The following is a 16,440-nucleotide window of genomic DNA, read 5'->3' on the forward strand; positions in this document are numbered from 1 at the left end:
ATCTAAATTTGGTATAATACCCTGGTGCGAAATATGGCATGCGAGTAAAATCGCTCCTTGCTCTCTTATCTAAGAGGGCCGCTCAGTCCAAGAGGAGGTGAAAAACAATGCGCAATTACGAAGTGATGTATATTATTCGTCCCGAAGTTGAACAGGAAGCTGTTCAAGCAATCGTCGACAAATATAATGGTATCATCGAAAACGGCGGTGGCGAAGTCACCAAGACCGACATCATCGGCAAACGCCGGCTTGCGTATGAGATCGAGAAACGTATTCGTGAAGGTATTTATGTCCTGGTTGATTTCAGTGCAACTCCCGAAGTTGTCAATGAAATGGACCGTGTCATGAAGATCCAAGACGAGATCTTGCGTTTCATGGTTGTCAAAAAAGAAGTTGCTTAAACTTCGCAAGTGATGTGGGATTGGAGGCGATAAGGTGTTAAACCGTGTTATTCTGATAGGGAGACTGACAAGGGATCCCGAGATGCGCTATACCCCGGCCGGTGTGGCTGTAACCCAGTTTACGCTGGCGGTGGACAGACCGTTTACGACGGGGCAGGGCGAGCGGGAAGCAGACTTTATCCCGATCGTGACCTGGCGGCAGCTAGCCGAGACTTGTGCCAATTATTTGCGCAAAGGCCGTTTGGCGGCAGTCGAAGGCCGGATTCAGGTGCGGAACTACGAGAACAATGAAGGCAGACGCGTCTATGTGACCGAAGTCATCGCGGACAATGTCCGGTTCCTGGAGTCCAATCGTGAAGGCGGCGGCGGAGGGCGCGAGGATAATGGCAACAGTGGCGGTAATAGCGGTGGCAATAGCGGCGGCGGAGGCAACTATGGTAGCTCCGGATCAGGCAGTGGTTCATCTGGCGGCGGCTCCTATGGGAGCGGCGGCGGTGGCAACCGGTCCGGGAATAACTCACGCAATAACGATCCGTTCTCAGATGACGGACGCCCTATCGATATCTCCGAAGATGATCTACCATTTTAAGAGAAAGGACGATGGAGACGAATGAGCTTTAAACCAAGAGAAGACGGCGGCGAGCGTCCGGAGCGTAAGTTCCGCAAAGGCGGCCGCAACAAACGTCGTAAAGTTTGTTACTTTACAGCCAATAAGATCAAACACATTGACTATAAAGATACTGACTTGCTCCGTAAGTTCATCAGCGAGCGCGGCAAAATCCTGCCTCGTCGGGTAACCGGCACGAGTGCAAGATACCAGCGCATGCTGACTACTGCGATCAAGCGTTCGCGCCAAATCGCATTGCTGCCTTACACAACGGAGTAGTCCCATATACACAAAAAACAGTCGAGCAATCGGCTGTTTTTTTTATTTACTTATAGGTTCCCTGGGCCCCGCTTTGAGGAAAGTCGGAAGCGGGTTGACCTTTTTTGGATTGAAATGGTACGATTGTTTTATTTAATAAAACAAGTTTATTATAAAGAACTTATAATAGAAAGAGGTGCGTGCTTATGAAGGCAAAACGGCGGGTGGCCAATCCGGTTCTTCCGGGCGATCATCCCGATCCTTCGGTTGTGCGGGTCGGTGATGACTACTATATGGTCTGCTCCACCTTTCAATATTTTCCGGCTGTCGAGGTGCTGCATGCTAAAAATCTGGTGGATTGGCGTCCCATCGGACATGTCATCGAACGAGTAGAGCAGCTCGATCTGGCCGATGTGCCGGATTCCTTTGGCGTCTTTGCACCGGATATCTCGTATGCCGACGGAAAGTATTGGGTGGTCGTTCCCTACTATCACGGCCAGCCCCGCTGCACGAATATCTTGTATCTGGCAGACCGCCCGGAAGGGCCATATGATAACGGTACTGTGCTCAACCATCATTTCATCGACCCCTCTATCTTCCATGACGAGAACGGGCGCAAGTATCTGGCCTTTGGCGGCGGGTGGATCCATGAACTGGCGGCAGACGGTTCCTCTCTGATCGGCGAAGCAAGGCAAGTCTGGCCCGGTACCGGCGGGGCGGCTCCGGAAGCTCCCCATGTCATCAAGCGGGATGGATGGTATTATCTGATCCTCGCCGAGGGCGGGACGTTCTTTGATCATATGGTTACTGCCGCAAGAAGCCGCTCCATCTGGGGGCCATACGAGCCTTGTCCCTATAACCCGATCTTGAAACAGTCAGATCCGCTGAAGCCGATTCAGAAGACCGGTCACGGCAAGCTCGTCCAGGACCAGCAAGGAAAGTGGTGGTTCCCGCATCTGGGCGGACGGCCTTTGGAGCCGAAGGGAGCTTGTCCGCTGGGGCGCGAGACTTTTCTGCAGCCTGTAACATGGACAGAGGATGGATGGTTTGTGATTGGCGAGAATACCAGGCCGCTTGAAATCATCGAGGTGGAAGGTGTGTCAGAGGAGGAGGAGCCTGCAGCAGGGAGGTTGTACCAATGGGAGGATACGTTTGCAGGTGAACGGTTGGATCCATCATGGGAATGGGTAAGACAGCCGGTCGCTGATGGTTTCGAGACGGGAGATCGTGGGCTGGTGATGGCATGCAAGCCGTATATGCTGCTCGTACCGCAACCCACACTTCTGCTGACGAGGCGGTGGGAGCATCTGCGCTTCCGGGTGGAGACGGAGCTGGGCTTTCTGCCGATGACGCCGGGTGAAGAAGCGGGATTGCTGCTTTACAGGGACACGGACGCATTCGTGATGCTGACGATTCGCAACGGGCTTGGCCAGACGACCGGATTGCCATTTGACACGAAGCGTCTGCACGAGATTCAGGAGGAGCAAGGACTGTATCTGCAAGTGGACCGCTATGAGAATGCCAATCGCCGCATCCTTGCCCAGCTGCCGCTGCCTCTTCAGCCGGGAGAGCGGATCAGACTGAGGATGCGCGTCGACGCTGTTGCCGACTGCTGCCGGATGGAGTATGCCCTTCCGGGGGAGGAAGAGTACGAGAGCATGGATTTGGAGGTTCCGGTCTCCTTCTTGTTCCCGGAACGGGCACCCCGATTTTTATGCTTTACAGCGCCGAGGGCGGGTATCTTCGCAAGAGGGGTCCTGGGAACCGACCACGGCCAAGCGCGCTTCACCCGGTTTGCCTATCGAGAGGAGGGGGATGGATCATCATGAGATCCTATGTTGACAGTCATGTTCACGTATGGAAGCTGTCCCGGGGGGACTATGGCTGGCTGACGCCCTCGGCGGGAATCCTGTATCAGGATTACGGGATGGAACAGTTGAAGCCGCTGCTTGCGGAGCATCGTGTAGAAGGCGTCATCGCTGTGCAGGCAGCCCCGACATTGGAGGAGACGGCATATCTGCTGGAGCAGGCGAGCGCGCATCCGTCTATCCTGGGGGTTGTCGGGTGGGCTGATCTGACAGGGCAAGATGCGGGCAAGGCAATAGCCTGGCTAGCCGAACAGCCCGGACTCTCGGGGATCCGGGTCAATGGCGGTTTTGGAAAAGCGTATCAGGAAGGATACAAGCCAATGCTTCTGGAGCGGCTCTCTATGCTGACTGCGCATGGATTGACCATCGATTGGCTGCTTGGTCCGGGTCTGTTCGATATCCTGTTGGAATGTCTGGAAGAGCTGCCCGAGATGACAGCGATCGTCAATCATCTGGGGGCGCCTCCGGTGCTCGGGGAAGCAAGGGATGCATGGCAGGGCAGGATGGAGAAGTGCGCGCAATATCCGCATACGGCTGTGAAGCTCTCCGGTATGTTGACCCAGGGCGATCCCAAGGACGAAGATCGCCATCGCCCTTTGGTACAAACCCTGTGCGAGCAGTTCGGATCGGATCGGCTGTTGTTCGGCAGTGACTGGCCTGTAGCCTTGCGGTGCGGAGGCTACAGGGATACGATCGCCTATATGGAAGCCCAGCTGCCCGCATCCTGGAGCGAGGAGCAGAAGAACGCCGTGCGCAGGGACAATGCCATGCGCATCTATTGCTCCAGGGGAGATGCGGCTGGAAGGTCATAACGGCTCAACGAAAGGAGTGAATGTATCTTGATCAGAATCATGCTGCTGTCTTATCTGAAGCGTGGGCTGGAGGAATCGGAGCATCCCGTCCTTGTCCGAGAGCTGGGGGATCAACAGGCACGTGCGGGGCAAGCAGGCATTGCGGCCTATTCTGCTTTTCTGTATGGACGCTACCTGTGCGTCTACCTGGAAGCCGACCGGCTGCATGCACCATTTGACTGGGATGGACCGCTGGCAGAACGGCTGTCCGTATGGCCTTCGCTGGAGGGGAGCCGTTATTCTGTTCGCATGACAGATATCTTTCATGACGGCGTTCCCCTCGACCGCCGAAGCTGGCATGAAGGCAGACGGATCCAGCAGCGGGCAGGCTCGATCCTGAGGCTGAAGCCGGAGATGGCTGCCAGCTATATCTTCTATCATTACCAACTGCAGGAGGAGGAACCGCAGCGCTTCAATAAGACCTATCTCATCGGCTATTATGACAATCTGATATTTTCCTACCAGGAGCTCCCGGCTGCGATAGACGAGCTCAAGCCGTCAGGCGCGCTGCAGACCCGCAACTCCCCCCACCATGAGTGGCAAGAACGGATGACGCTGCATTTCCAGCCGTGGGAGAACGGCAGTCACTGGGAGTCTATGGTCCATTTGTGCACGGTCGAGCCGGTCAATATGCTACAATAGGGCTAGCATAATAGTGCGTGTTCAGAAAAAAAGGGGCTCAGCACCCTCTAATGCGGACTTTGTGAATAACCTCTTGAAAGAACCGGGTGAGAAAGATGGAGAGAAAATATTGGGTACCCGCACTGGAGCGGGCGCATACGGTGTTGCAATGCATAGCCGAGCAGCCGTCACGGCTGCGGCTGATCGATCTGACGGCAGCGACGGCGATCAACAAGAGCACGATGTTCTCGCTGCTGCAGACGATGGAGACGCTCGGTTGGGTGAATCGGGAGAGGGGCGACACGTATTCGCTGGGGCCCGTGTTTGCCCATCTTGGGAATGCCTACTTCTCGGGCTTCAGCCTTGTAGAGCTGTTCATGCAGAAGTCGGCCGCAGCCGTCGAGCGTGTAGGGGAGACGCTCCAGCTTGCCAGACTGGAGGGCGGCGATATCGTCTATCTGGCGAAGAAAGAGGCGCCTGCACAGGTCCGACTTCTCTCCGAGCCGGGGATGCGTCTCCCGGCATATGCTACAGCGATGGGCAAGGCCATGCTGGCCTGCCTGGAGGACTCCGCCATCTTCCGTCTATATGAGCAAGAGTCGTTCAATCGGCTTACGCCGCATACCGTCGGCGATGTCCGGTCGCTGCTGGATCAGCTCTACGGAATCCGGGAGCGGGGCTACGCCACAGATATGGAGGAGGTGGCGCTCGGCTTTTCGTGCACTGCTGCCGCTGTGCGCGGCCGCTCAGGTGAAGCTGTAGCTGCCATCAGCTTTACGATGGCCACTTCGCGATGGGAGCACAAGCACCGGGAAGCGGTGGAGGAGATCCGCCGGCTTGCCGCCGAGTTGTCTGCCGCACTATAGTCCATCTTTGCCCGCAGCCGCCTGTCATGTGCAATGAACAGGCCGCTGCGGGCTTTTCCATGCCAAATAGGAAGGATCTGCATGCCAGGTTGCCTTTGTTTCGGACTCTCGAAAAGTACTTGCTTGCGGGGATGGCATGCAAGGCAAGGAAGGTTTGACGGGTTATGGTTATCAATGGTACGATGGTTTTAATTAATGAATTAAGTTTATTATATAGAACCTAGAGGGAGGAGATTGGATGCGGTTAAAGGATAAGGTGGTTCTGATCACGGGGGCTGGTTCGGGGATCGGGAGGAGCACAGCGCTCCGATTCGCCGGGGAGGGCGCCGTAGTCATCATCAATGACCTGGATGAGAGAAGCGGCGAGGAAGCCGCGTCCACCATCACTGCAACGGGCGGTATGGCGACGTTTGTCAAGGCGGATGTAACCGATCCTGCATCCGTACAGCAGATGGTAGAGAAGATCATCGGACAATATGGCCGGATCGATGTGCTGTTCAACAATGCGGGGATCAGCGGCGTAGGAGCCATTCACGAGATCGAACCGGAGCAGTGGGACAAGGTGATGCGTGTTAATATCAATGGCGTCTACTTGACGTCCAAGTATGTCGTGCCCCACATGATGGAGCGGAGATCAGGGAATATTATCCATATGTCGTCGTGTATCGCCGAGATTGGCCTGGCCAGACGGGCCTCCTACTCGGCAACCAAAGGCGCCGTGCTGGCATTGACCAAATCCATGCAAGTGGACTATGCTCCTTATAACATCCGGGTCAATGCGCTGCTGCCGGGGACGATCATGACGCCATTCGTCGAGAACTATCTCAAGACCTCTTATGAGGATCCGGACGAGGCGATCGCGGCGATCAAGAACCGGCAGCTCAGCGGAGAGCTGGGCAAGCCGGACGATGTAGCCGAGGCGGCGCTGTTCCTGGCTTCGGACGAGTCGAAGTTTATGATGGGTTCGCCGCTATATATCGACGGCGGCGTCGTCTTTGGCAAAAATGCCTGATCGGGTTCATGACAAACCGACCTGGTGATATTTAGTCTACAATAGCTGCGAAGGGATGAGGAGAAATGAAATGGGTAACGATTCGCAAAGATCATGAGGATGTGCTGGGCGTGCTTACAGACGGATACGTCATGGATATCGGAGAGGCGCTGGCCCTGAATCCGGAACCGGGCATCATCGCCGATATCATGGAGGTTATCGGAAACCCGGATCACAGAGCGGCGATGGAGAGCTATGTGAAGCAAACCTTGCTTGCCGGAATCGGACGGGAGAAATTTCTCTTCCGGGAGGAGGACATCACCTATGGTCCTTGTGTCACAAGACCGGGCAAGATCATCTGTGTCGGGCTTAACTACCGCAAGCATGCGGAAGAGACTAAGGCGCCTATCCCCGAATATCCGATTCTCTTCAACAAGTTCTCCAACACCCTGGCCGGCCATGGCGAGGATATCCCGCTGCCGGAACGCGTCACCTCCGAGGTGGACTACGAAGCGGAGCTGGTCATCGTCATCGGTCAGAAGGCCAAGTATGTCGACAAAGACCGCGCCCTTGATTATGTGTTCGGCTACTGCTGTGTCAATGATCTGTCCGCACGCGATCTGCAATTGCGAACGCCGCAGTGGCTGCTGGGCAAAAGCTGCGATAAATTCAGCCCGCTAGGCCCGTGGCTGGTCACGGCTGACGAAGTCGGGAATCCGAATGATTTGGCGATCCGGGCGGTTGTCAACGGAGAGACTCGCCAATCGTCCAACACGTCGGACATGATCTTCCCTTGCGACGAGATTGTCAGTTATGTCTCGCAGCATATGACCCTTGACCCCGGCGATATTATCCTCACCGGTACCCCGGAGGGCGTGGTGCTCGGACTGCCGCGCGAGCAGAGGGTATATCTGAAGGACGGCGATATCGTGACGATCGAGATCGAGAAGCTGGGCAAGCTGACGAACCGGATGGTTTCCGAGCAGTAAGACTCAGGCATGGCACGCACACTGTGCTCCTGCCCGCTGTACCCTGTGATAACAATGTAGATACTAGGAGGAGAGGCATCTTCATGCAGTATACGGTGTTGGGCAAGACCGGTTTACGCGTGTCGGTGATGGGACTGGGCGGCGCGCCCCTGTCGGATGATTTTGGCCGCAGGGAGGAGGCCGAGGTCACCCGAGTCGTCCATGAGGCGATCGACTGCGGGATCAATCTCATGGATACGGCACCCCAATATGGTCTTGGCGTGTCTGAAGAACGGATCGGCCGGGCGCTGGCCGGCGGGAAGCGGAAGAAGGTCGTTCTCGCTACGAAGGCAGCGCTCGCCGCACAGCCCTACGAGTATAAGACGATCATCCAATCCGCAGAGCAGAGCCTGGGCAGGCTGCGGACGGACTGGGTCGATCTGCTCCAACTGCACGATGTGGAGAAACAGCCGTATGAGCTGCTGGTGAAGGAAGCGATCCCCGCCCTTTGCAGACTGCGGGAAGACGGCAAGATCCGTTATCTTGGCGTGACGTCGCGCGACCTCGATCTGCTCGTACGGCTGGTGGAGACGAACGTCTTTGACACCGTACAGTTCTATGGACGCTATATCCTGATGGATCAGTCTGCGGAGGAGCGATTATTGCCTGCTGCAGCGGCAGCGGATGTCGGCGTAATCCAGGGCAGTGTGCTGGCGATGGGCTTGCTTGCGGATTCGCCGGCGCCATTCCTGGAGGAGGACACGCTGGAGAAAGCGCGGATCGCTGTAGATCAGTTGGCGTTTCTGCGCCAGCCCGGGCCGGCAGGACTGGTCGAACCGGCGATGCGATTCAGTCTCTCCCATCCGCCGATACATGTGACGCTGACCGGTGCTGCATCGTCAGAGCAGCTGAGGCAAAACGCAGCCCTGTGTGACGGCAAAGGCATAGGCGAGGAAGCCGAAGCTCAGGTACGGCGTCTATTCAAAGGACATTCGATATTTGCCTGAGGGTATATCGGAGCAAGGGCCTCTCAGACGCTCAAACGTTCACGGAACGCGGAATAGCAACGCACATCAGCCTGTCCTCGTCTGAGGGCAGGCTGATGTGCGTTGCTGCAGCCCATCCTCACAGAAAAGGATGGCGATCCCGACCTGGGACAACCACCCTTTGGTATTAGCATTCAGGTTATCCCCAAGGGGATAAGTCGAATGCAAAGCTGCATTATCCACATGTGGATAATCTTCCGCTCGGGAGCTCGGAAGTGTAGAGGAGGGAGCATGGGAGCATGCTCGAGTTGGTCTGTTAAAATCGTTCCGCCTGCTGCTCCGCGATGTCACCTGCATAAGGAACCTTGAACCAGCTGCCGCGCAGCGCCATCAGCATCATGACGACCCAGGCGATAAAAGTCAGCGGCGTCAGGATAAGATTGCCGATCCAGCCAATGAAGGGGATCATGCCCAGAACCATATTCACGACGAACAAGGCGCCGAAGACGATGATGGATTGCATGGCATGAAACTTGACGAAACGGCTGTTTTTTTCGATGACGAGAAAAATAATGCCCGTGACGAAGATACCCAGGTAGCACAGCAAACCGGCCACCTTGGGATCGAGTCCAGTCGAGGAAGCGGGCGGATTCGGTTCATGCATCGGTACCATTCCTCCTTCCCACACGTATTTATACGTTAACCCTATTCGATGCCTGGCCCGCGTATTCCTGTTGCTTATCGTGCGCTTTTGCACAGATTCGCGTTTTTTTGACATGTAACTTCATGTCGTTGTGTATCGTTTATTAAAATAGGAAAGAGTTTAATTAGATAAAGAGGAATGGAGTGGAGCATCCCGTATGCAGACACGCAAACGTAAATGGCTGATTGCCATCGCTTCCCTAGTATTGCTCATCTCGACAATGGCATATCTCAATCGAACCACATTGGCCATGTGGGGCTTTGACCTGCTGTTATCGGATGATATCGAGAAAAGTCTGGAGCAGTCCCATAAGCCGCTCGAAGGGTGCGAGCCCAAGCCGCAGCCCGTAGAGGAGGCGGTAAAGCCCCGGGATCCGTTCAGCCTGCTGCTGCTGGGCGTAGACCAGCGCGGGGAAGAGCATGGACGCTCGGATACGATGATCTATACGGTCGTCCGGCCCAAGGATGGTGCGATGCTGATGGTATCGATCCCGCGCGACGCGGATGTCGAGATCCCAGGCAGGAAGCGTAATGACAAGATCACCCATGCCTATGCCTTCGGCGGCGCCAAAATGGCGGTAGAGACGGTCGAAGAGCTGTTTGGCAGAAGCGTGGATTACTATGCCAGCATCAATTTTGCAGGCTTCCGCGATGTCATCGATGAGATGGGGGGAATCGCACTGCCGATCGAAGAAGATCTGGTGAACAAAGACCCGAATCACGAGAAGTTTGTGGTCAAAGCGGGTCAAGACTTATATAATGGACAGGACGCGCTTAATTATGTGCGCTACCGTGAAGATGCCGGCGGCGATATGAGCCGCACCGTCCGCCACCAGACATTTATCCAGGCGATGCTGGACAAGGCGACGGGAATCAGTCAGTGGGGCCAGGTGCCGGAGCTGATCGAGATTATGGGCAGCAATTTTGCTACGGATCTGAGACCGCAAGAAATCGTCAGCTTGGGCAAGTCGATGCTGCAGGCTGACCATCGCACGATATATAGTCATACGCTGCAAGGAGAAGGCGCGATCGGCAGGGGCGGAGCCTGGCTGTTCAACCTGGATGAGGCCGATCTGGAGAAGGCCAAGGGCTGGATCGACAGCTGGCTGGACGGCTCGATCCCGAAGGGGGAGCTGCCGCTGCCGGATCAGTATGCGAGACAGACCTCACCGTCTTCACCGGCCGCTTGAGCCGGCCGCTCTGCCGTTTCTCCCGGCGCAGCTCGGCGACTTGGAAGAACTGTGCTTATTGACATAAGAAGAAACGGAGTGGCAAAGTGGTATGAATATTGCATTTTTTTTATTGCCCAAACAGGAAGTCGTCTGTCTGACCCAGGAAGTAACCCTGCGGCAGACGCTGGAACGGATGGAGCATCATCGCTATACGGCGGTGCCGATCCTCGACCGGGACGGCGGGTATACAGGTACCGTCACCGAGGGCGATCTGCTCTGGTATATGAAGAACCATCCCGAGCTGACCTTTGACCAGGTCCATCGGGTGAAGCTGTCGGAGGTGCCGCTCGGCAAGGATATCCGGACGGTACAGATCAATGCCAATATGAAAGATCTGATCTCGCTGGCGAAGGTGCAGAATTTTGTGCCGGTCGTCGACGATATGAACCGCTTCATCGGCATCGTGCGGCGCAGCGATATCATCGACTATTGCGAGAAGATCATTGCAGAATCGGACGGCGCGCAGGAAGCCGCCGGACAACAGCATTTGCAGTAGGCTAGGAGGTAACACATGGTAAACAGAAGAAGACCGACGGGTGCGGGCAACCGGCCCATGCGGGTGTTTCTGGCGTTCGCAGTCGTGCTGGTCGTGGCAGCCGGCATCTATATGACGACATCCCTGTTCGGGGACTCGGATAACCCGGGTACCGATCCGAACACGATCGCCGAAGGCAATGAAGGCAATGAAGGCAAGGGCAATAAGGATGAGGGCGTGGAACCGGAAGAGACGGCAGCGGAGTGGGATGGCGAGGAAGAGGCGACAGCCGCTCAGCTGTCGCAGGTCTACGATATCGTCATCTCGAACGGCCGGGTCATCAATCCGGAGAACAATCTGGACAAGGAAGGCATGAACATCGGGATCCTGGGCGATACGATCGGCGTCGTCACCTCCGAGCCGCTGCAGGGCGAGCGCGTGATCGATGCGAGCGGATTGGTCGTGGCGCCGGGATTTATCGACAATCTGTCGTATGATCCGAACCCGCTTGGCGTCTGGAACAAGATCGCCGACGGCGTGACGACCAACAATGCCATGCATGGCGGCACGACGACGCATAACAGCTGGTATGCACACTACGAGCGGGATCGGCCGCCGGTGCATTTTGGCGCCTCTTACTTCTACACCCAGGCCCGCAACCAGTTCAAACTGGGCCGGTATGAGGAGGCGAAGCCGGAGCATACGGCAGAGATGTTAAAGCAGGCCGAGGAGGCGCTGAACAACGGTTCGCTGGGGCTGTCCTTCAGCTTTGAGTACGTGCCGGGCATCACGGTAGAGGAAGTCATGCCGTTCATGCATCTGGCGCACGAATACAATGTGCCGGTCTTCTTCCACGGCCGCTACTCCAGCATGGAAGGCAGCGACGGAGATAACTTCGATACGATGCGGGAGATCATCGACTACGGCCGGGAGAGCGGCGCGGCGGTCCATATCGACCACATCAACAGCACCGGCGGCACCTTCTCGATGCCGGAGTCGCTGGCGATGATCGATGAGGCGCTGGCCGAGGGCATCGATGTGACGGCGTGTATCTACCCGTACAACTTCTGGGGGACCTATCTGAACTCGGCCCGCTTCGATGAAGGCTGGCAGGAGCGGTTCCGCATCTCCTACGAGGACCTGCAGATCGCCGGGACGAGCGAACGGCTGACCGAGGAGAGCTTCCGGCAGTACCAGCGGGAAGGCAAGCTGGCGGTCGCTTATGCGATTCCGGAAGAAGACGTGGTCCTGTCGTTCCAGCATCCGTCGGTGATGATCGGCAGCGATGCGATCCTCGAGCCGGGGCACAACAATCATCCTCGGGCATCGGGCACCTTTGCCCGCTCGATCGGCAAATATGTGCGTGAGGATCAGGTCGTAGATCTGCCGGATATGATCGCCAAGCTGTCGCTCATGCCGGCGCAGCGCCTGGAGAAGCAGGTGCCGGCGCTGCAGAAGAAGGGACGGCTGGCAGCAGGGATGGACGCGGACATCGTCATCTTCGACTTCGACACGATCATCGACCGCTCGACGGTCGAGCAGCCGGAGCTGGAGTCGGCGGGCATCGAGTATGTGTTTGTCGAAGGCGAGCTGGCGCTGGAGAACGGCGAGGTCAACCGCAGCACGCGGCTCGGCAAGCCGATCCGAAGCGAGTTCGTGCGTGTCGAAGGCACGGCCGGCAGCGTCGTCTGGGAGGACGCCAGCTACCCGGTCGTTCATTACCGCGATCTGAACTATGTCGATCTGGACGCTCTAAAGGGGCATGGCTATGATCTGGCATGGGACAAGGTGGCGCGCACCTTTACGATCACCGAAGGTGAAACGGCTGCGGGGAGCGCCGGCGATCCGGGGGCAGCGCCGGAGAACGGACAACTCATGCTGGAGCGCGGCTACAAGGCGGTGTTCGGCGATACCGAAGCAGAGCTGATCTCGATCGGCGACCGTGCGTATATGCCGATCCAGTATCTTCAGGAGCTGGGCTATACGCTCAGTGACGAGGGCGACGCTTGGACGGTGGAATAACCGCAGGGCAGAACAGACGCAGACCTTATGGGATTGCGTCTGTTTGGCATGGCAGGGACGGCAGCGACAGCACACATATCTGCGGGGTCTGACTACATAGATATAGAAGGGCTCACAGGGTCCTAGCCGCCGCATGGGAGGGGCGCGCGTATATTACGGCTGGATTTTATGGTATAATGGGGCGTAAAGCTTGCTACCAAGCCTATTTAGAAGCAAGAGGTGAACCGGTTGAAAGTCGGCTTGAAATCAATTCTTTGGAGTGTCCTGGCACTTGTGCTGCTAGTGTCGGTATCGCTGCCGGGCATCAATCTGCTCGCCGTACCGGTCGTTATGGTGCCATATGTTCTGCTTTATACTACGCTTACAAGACAGCAGTTTGCCTTGCACGTGCTGGTTGTGCTGCTCGTCGCTTTTTTAATCATGGGGCCGGTGTCGCTGATCCTGGGCTTCTTCTTCCTGGTACCGGCGCTCATCATGGGGCATCTGTACCGCAAACGGGCCGCCGCGCGCACCGTCGTGACTGCCGGGGTGCTCGCCGTCCTGGGCCAATTCCTGCTGGAGATGGTGCTGTTCAGCGCAATCCTCGATATCTCCATCACAGGCGAGATGGGCAATATCATCAGGAACCAGGTAGCCATGCTGGAGGCGCAGGGACTGATGCCTCCGAGCTGGACGACCGAAGTGACGGAGTCCTTCATCCGGGCGGTTATCCAATCGATTCCTTGGGTACTGATTGCGGTTTCATTTACCGTCGTCATCGTGACGCACGGCTTGACCCGGAGGCTGCTCGCCCGTGAAGGCATCGAGGTGCCGGGCTTCAAGCCGGCCAAGGAATGGATGCTCCCCAAGTCATTTGTTTTGTACTATTTGATTGCACTGATTGCGGACTTGTTCGTGGACAGTTCGGTCGACTCGTTTATGAATACGGTGCTCGTGAATTTGATCCCGCTGCTGCGGCTTGTGTTTACGATTCAGGCTATCGGGTTGTTCTTCTATATCGCCGATCAGAAGCGATGGAGCAAAGCGGTGCCGGTACTGCTGGCCATCCCGCTGTTTTTGTTTCCGCCGCTCAGTCTGATCGGTGTGTTGGATGTTGCGTTTCCGATCCGGAAGTCATTTACGAAATCCTAGCTACAGGGGCGGATTAGAATGCCGAAGTTCCTAATCAAACGATGGCACGGCATGCATCAGGTGTGGGCATTTGCCGTCATGGCTGTCATGACGGCGGCACTCGCATGGTACGAGTGGCCGATCGGTCTGATCGGTCTCGCAGCCATGCTGGCCTTCGCATGGTATACAGTGCGCGCGGAGCGTGCGTACCGCCGGGACCTCAAGAACTATCTGGGCACCTTATCCTACCGGGTGAAGAAAGCCGGCAATGAGGTGATCAACGAGCTGCCGTTCGGGATCCTCCTCTACAACGACGAGCGGTTCGTCGAATGGCATAATCAGTATGTCTCGGAGATGCTGGGGCGCGACTCGGTGATCGGCGAGCCCCTAGCCGAGCTCTTCCCTGCACTGCAGGCGGCGCTCAAGGATAAGAAGGAGACCGTGGTCGAGGTGACGGTCGAATCACGCGTCTTCGAGTTCCTCATGAAACAGGAGGAGCGACTCATCCATATCCGCGATATCACGCGGCGCTGGACGATCGAGAAGCGGTACGAGGAAGAGAAGCTGGCGCTCGGGATCGTCATGATGGATAACCTGGAGGAGGCGACCCAGGGGATGGACGATCAGCAGCGCGCCGCTTTTCTCTCCAAGGTGACCGCGGAGATCACGGGCTGGGCTCAGCATTATCAGCTGTATCTGAAGCGTCTCACCTCCGACCGCTACCTGATCATCACAGACCAGCGTACGGTGCGCCAGCTCGAGCAGTCGCGGTTCGTGCTCCTCGACGAGGTGCGGGAGATGACCATCGAGAACAAGATTCCGATGACGCTCAGCATCGGCATCGCCGTAGGTGCCGAGAGTATCAGCGAGCTCGGCCAGTGGGCGCAGACCAGTCTGGACATCGCGCTCGGACGCGGAGGCGATCAGGTAGCTGTCAAGGACGGGCAGCGGCAGACGTTCTACGGCGGCAAGTCGGGCGCCGTGGAGAAGCGCACGCGGGTGGGGCCCGGGTCGTCGCCCATGCGCTGCGCGATATGATCAAGGAGAGCAGCAATGTCGTCATCATGGGACACAAGATGCCGGACATGGACTCTGTAGGCGCCGGCATCGGCGTGTTGAAGGCGGCCAGACTGTTCGGCAAGGAAGCGTACTTCGTCCTGGAGTCCGTCAACCCGGCGATCCAGAGAATGATGGAGATCCTCGAGAGCGAGGAGCATCTGATGAAGCGGATCATCACGCCGGAGCAGGCGCTGGGACTGGTGGACGGCCGTACGCTGGCGGTCGTCGTCGACACCCACAAGGCTTCGATGGTGAAGGAGCCCCGGCTGCTGGGGATGACCGACAGGATCGTCGTCATCGATCATCACCGGCGCAGCGAGGAGTTCATCCACAATCCGCTGCTCGTCTATATGGAGCCGTACGCTTCGTCCACCTGCGAGCTGGTGACCGAGCTGCTGCAGTATATCCATGAGCGTGTCATCCTTGATGTCGCGGAGGCGACATCGCTGCTGGCAGGCATCACGGTCGATACCAAGAGCTTCTCGCTCCGGACGGGAGCGCGCACTTTCGAGGCAGCGTCGTTTCTGAGGCGCAACGGCGCGGACTCCTCGCTCATCCAGCGGATGCTCAAGGAGGACCTGGAGGAATACATCAAGAAAGCCGATATCATCAAGCACGCCGAGATTATCTATGACCACATCGGCATCGTCGTTACCGATCCGGGCCGGCAGTATTCGCAGCTGCTGATCGCCCAGGCTGCCGATACCCTGCTTAATATGACTGACATCATGGCCTCCTTTGTGATCGGCCAGCGGAACGACGGCCTGATCGGCATCAGCGCACGTTCGCTCGGCCACATCAATGTCCAGGTTGTCATGGAGCGGATGGGCGGAGGCGGACATCTCACCAATGCCGCGGCGCAGCTGGAGGGTACGACAGAGGATGTGGCGGAGAAGCTGAAGCAAGTACTCGAAGCAATCGATAAGGAAGAGGGGTTATTCGAATGAAAGTAATCTTCTTGCAGGATGTCAAAGGACAAGGCAAAAAAGGTGAAGTGAAGGAAGTCTCGGAGGGCTACGCGCGCAATTTTTTGTTCCCGAAAGGGCTCGTCAAGCAAGCCTCCGACGGCAATATCAAGACGATGCAGAACCAGAAGGCCTCAGAGCAGAAGAAAAAAGAACAGGAGAAGCTTGATGCTGAGAAGCTGGCGGCGAAGATGGGCGAGATGACGGTCGTCATCAAGACCAAGGCCGGCGAGGGCGGGCGGTTGTTCGGCGCCATCACGACCAAGCAGATCGGCGAGGCGCTGGCAGAGCAGCACGGCATCAAGATCGACAAGCGCAAGATCGAGCTGGCCGAGCCGATCCGCGCCCTGGGCTTCACTCAGGTCGGCGTCAAGCTGCACCCTGAAGTCAAGGCGACGCTGAAGGTGCAGGCAGCGGAGGAGTAAGCAGATTTAAAACGGACGGCGGCCCTCTAGGAC

General features: G+C 57.0%; 16 protein-coding genes and 1 pseudogene. 16 read left to right on the plus strand and 1 reads right to left on the minus strand.

The genetic code is table 11. The annotated features are described in order from the left end of the window. The first annotated feature begins 107 nt into the window (after window positions 1-107). From rpsF to ABC336_RS15120, 10 genes are all read left to right on the plus strand, one after another. Window positions 108-401, plus strand: coding sequence for a 30S ribosomal protein S6 (gene rpsF, locus ABC336_RS15075; RefSeq protein WP_413239408.1), 294 nt, complete (start codon window positions 108-110; stop codon window positions 399-401). Between the two features lie 34 nt (window positions 402-435). Beyond that, window positions 436-990: a single-stranded DNA-binding protein gene (gene ssb, locus ABC336_RS15080; protein WP_413239409.1), complete on the plus strand. Its 555-nt coding sequence runs from the start codon at window positions 436-438 to the stop codon at window positions 988-990. A gap of 21 nt (window positions 991-1,011) precedes the next feature. Next, window positions 1,012-1,287, plus strand: a complete 276-nt coding sequence (gene rpsR, locus ABC336_RS15085; RefSeq protein ID WP_413239410.1) for a 30S ribosomal protein S18 — start codon at window positions 1,012-1,014, stop codon at window positions 1,285-1,287. Between the two features lie 185 nt (window positions 1,288-1,472). After that, complete coding sequence (locus ABC336_RS15090; protein WP_413239411.1) at window positions 1,473-3,095, plus strand: family 43 glycosylhydrolase; 1,623 nt, start codon at window positions 1,473-1,475, stop codon at window positions 3,093-3,095. Then, a complete protein-coding gene (locus tag ABC336_RS15095) occupies window positions 3,092-3,946 on the plus strand; it encodes an amidohydrolase family protein (RefSeq protein ID WP_413239412.1) in 855 nt (284 codons plus the stop codon). Before ABC336_RS15090 ends, ABC336_RS15095 begins: the two co-directional genes overlap by 4 nt. A gap of 27 nt (window positions 3,947-3,973) precedes the next feature. Beyond that, on the plus strand, window positions 3,974-4,627 hold the full coding sequence (locus tag ABC336_RS15100; protein ID WP_413239413.1) for a hypothetical protein: 654 nt from the start codon (window positions 3,974-3,976) through the stop codon (window positions 4,625-4,627). Between the two features lie 95 nt (window positions 4,628-4,722). Beyond that, entirely contained in the window at window positions 4,723-5,472 is a 750-nt protein-coding gene (locus ABC336_RS15105; protein ID WP_413239414.1) for an IclR family transcriptional regulator, read from the plus strand. A gap of 238 nt (window positions 5,473-5,710) precedes the next feature. Then, on the plus strand, window positions 5,711-6,484 hold the full coding sequence (locus ABC336_RS15110; RefSeq protein ID WP_413239415.1) for an SDR family NAD(P)-dependent oxidoreductase: 774 nt from the start codon (window positions 5,711-5,713) through the stop codon (window positions 6,482-6,484). 65 nt (window positions 6,485-6,549) lie between these two features. After that, window positions 6,550-7,452: a fumarylacetoacetate hydrolase family protein gene (locus tag ABC336_RS15115; RefSeq protein ID WP_413239416.1), complete on the plus strand. Its 903-nt coding sequence runs from the start codon at window positions 6,550-6,552 to the stop codon at window positions 7,450-7,452. An 83-nt stretch (window positions 7,453-7,535) separates the two neighbouring features. Then, window positions 7,536-8,438 (plus strand): aldo/keto reductase, encoded by a 903-nt coding sequence (locus tag ABC336_RS15120; RefSeq protein ID WP_413239417.1) that lies wholly within the window; start codon window positions 7,536-7,538, stop codon window positions 8,436-8,438. Between the two features lie 295 nt (window positions 8,439-8,733). Here ABC336_RS15120 and ABC336_RS15125 read toward each other — a convergent pair whose 3' ends face one another. Then, window positions 8,734-9,081, minus strand: a complete 348-nt coding sequence (locus ABC336_RS15125; protein ID WP_413239418.1) for a DUF4870 domain-containing protein — start codon at window positions 9,079-9,081, stop codon at window positions 8,734-8,736. Window positions 9,082-9,277: 196 nt separating this feature from the next. Between ABC336_RS15125 and ABC336_RS15130 the strand changes: the two genes are divergently transcribed. The 6 genes and pseudogenes from ABC336_RS15130 (at window position 9,278) to rplI (ending at window position 16,407) form a co-directional block, all read left to right on the plus strand. Next, on the plus strand, window positions 9,278-10,309 hold the full coding sequence (locus tag ABC336_RS15130; protein WP_413239419.1) for an LCP family protein: 1,032 nt from the start codon (window positions 9,278-9,280) through the stop codon (window positions 10,307-10,309). 91 nt (window positions 10,310-10,400) lie between these two features. Beyond that, complete coding sequence (locus ABC336_RS15135; protein WP_413239420.1) at window positions 10,401-10,847, plus strand: CBS domain-containing protein; 447 nt, start codon at window positions 10,401-10,403, stop codon at window positions 10,845-10,847. Between the two features lie 15 nt (window positions 10,848-10,862). Beyond that, entirely contained in the window at window positions 10,863-12,848 is a 1,986-nt protein-coding gene (locus ABC336_RS15140; protein WP_413239421.1) for an amidohydrolase family protein, read from the plus strand. A gap of 219 nt (window positions 12,849-13,067) precedes the next feature. Further along, complete coding sequence (locus ABC336_RS15145; RefSeq protein ID WP_413239422.1) at window positions 13,068-13,979, plus strand: DUF2232 domain-containing protein; 912 nt, start codon at window positions 13,068-13,070, stop codon at window positions 13,977-13,979. Window positions 13,980-13,997: 18 nt separating this feature from the next. Further along, window positions 13,998-15,964: pseudogene (locus ABC336_RS15150) on the plus strand (DHH family phosphoesterase). Beyond that, window positions 15,961-16,407: a 50S ribosomal protein L9 gene (rplI, locus tag ABC336_RS15155; protein WP_413239423.1), complete on the plus strand. Its 447-nt coding sequence runs from the start codon at window positions 15,961-15,963 to the stop codon at window positions 16,405-16,407. The pseudogene ABC336_RS15150 and the gene rplI overlap by 4 nt, the downstream one beginning before the upstream one ends. Window positions 16,408-16,440: the final 33 nt, after the last annotated feature.

The sequence above is a fragment of the Paenibacillus jepli genome (assembly GCF_047238105.1).
Classification (GTDB): Bacteria; Bacillota; Bacilli; order Paenibacillales; family Paenibacillaceae; genus Paenibacillus_D.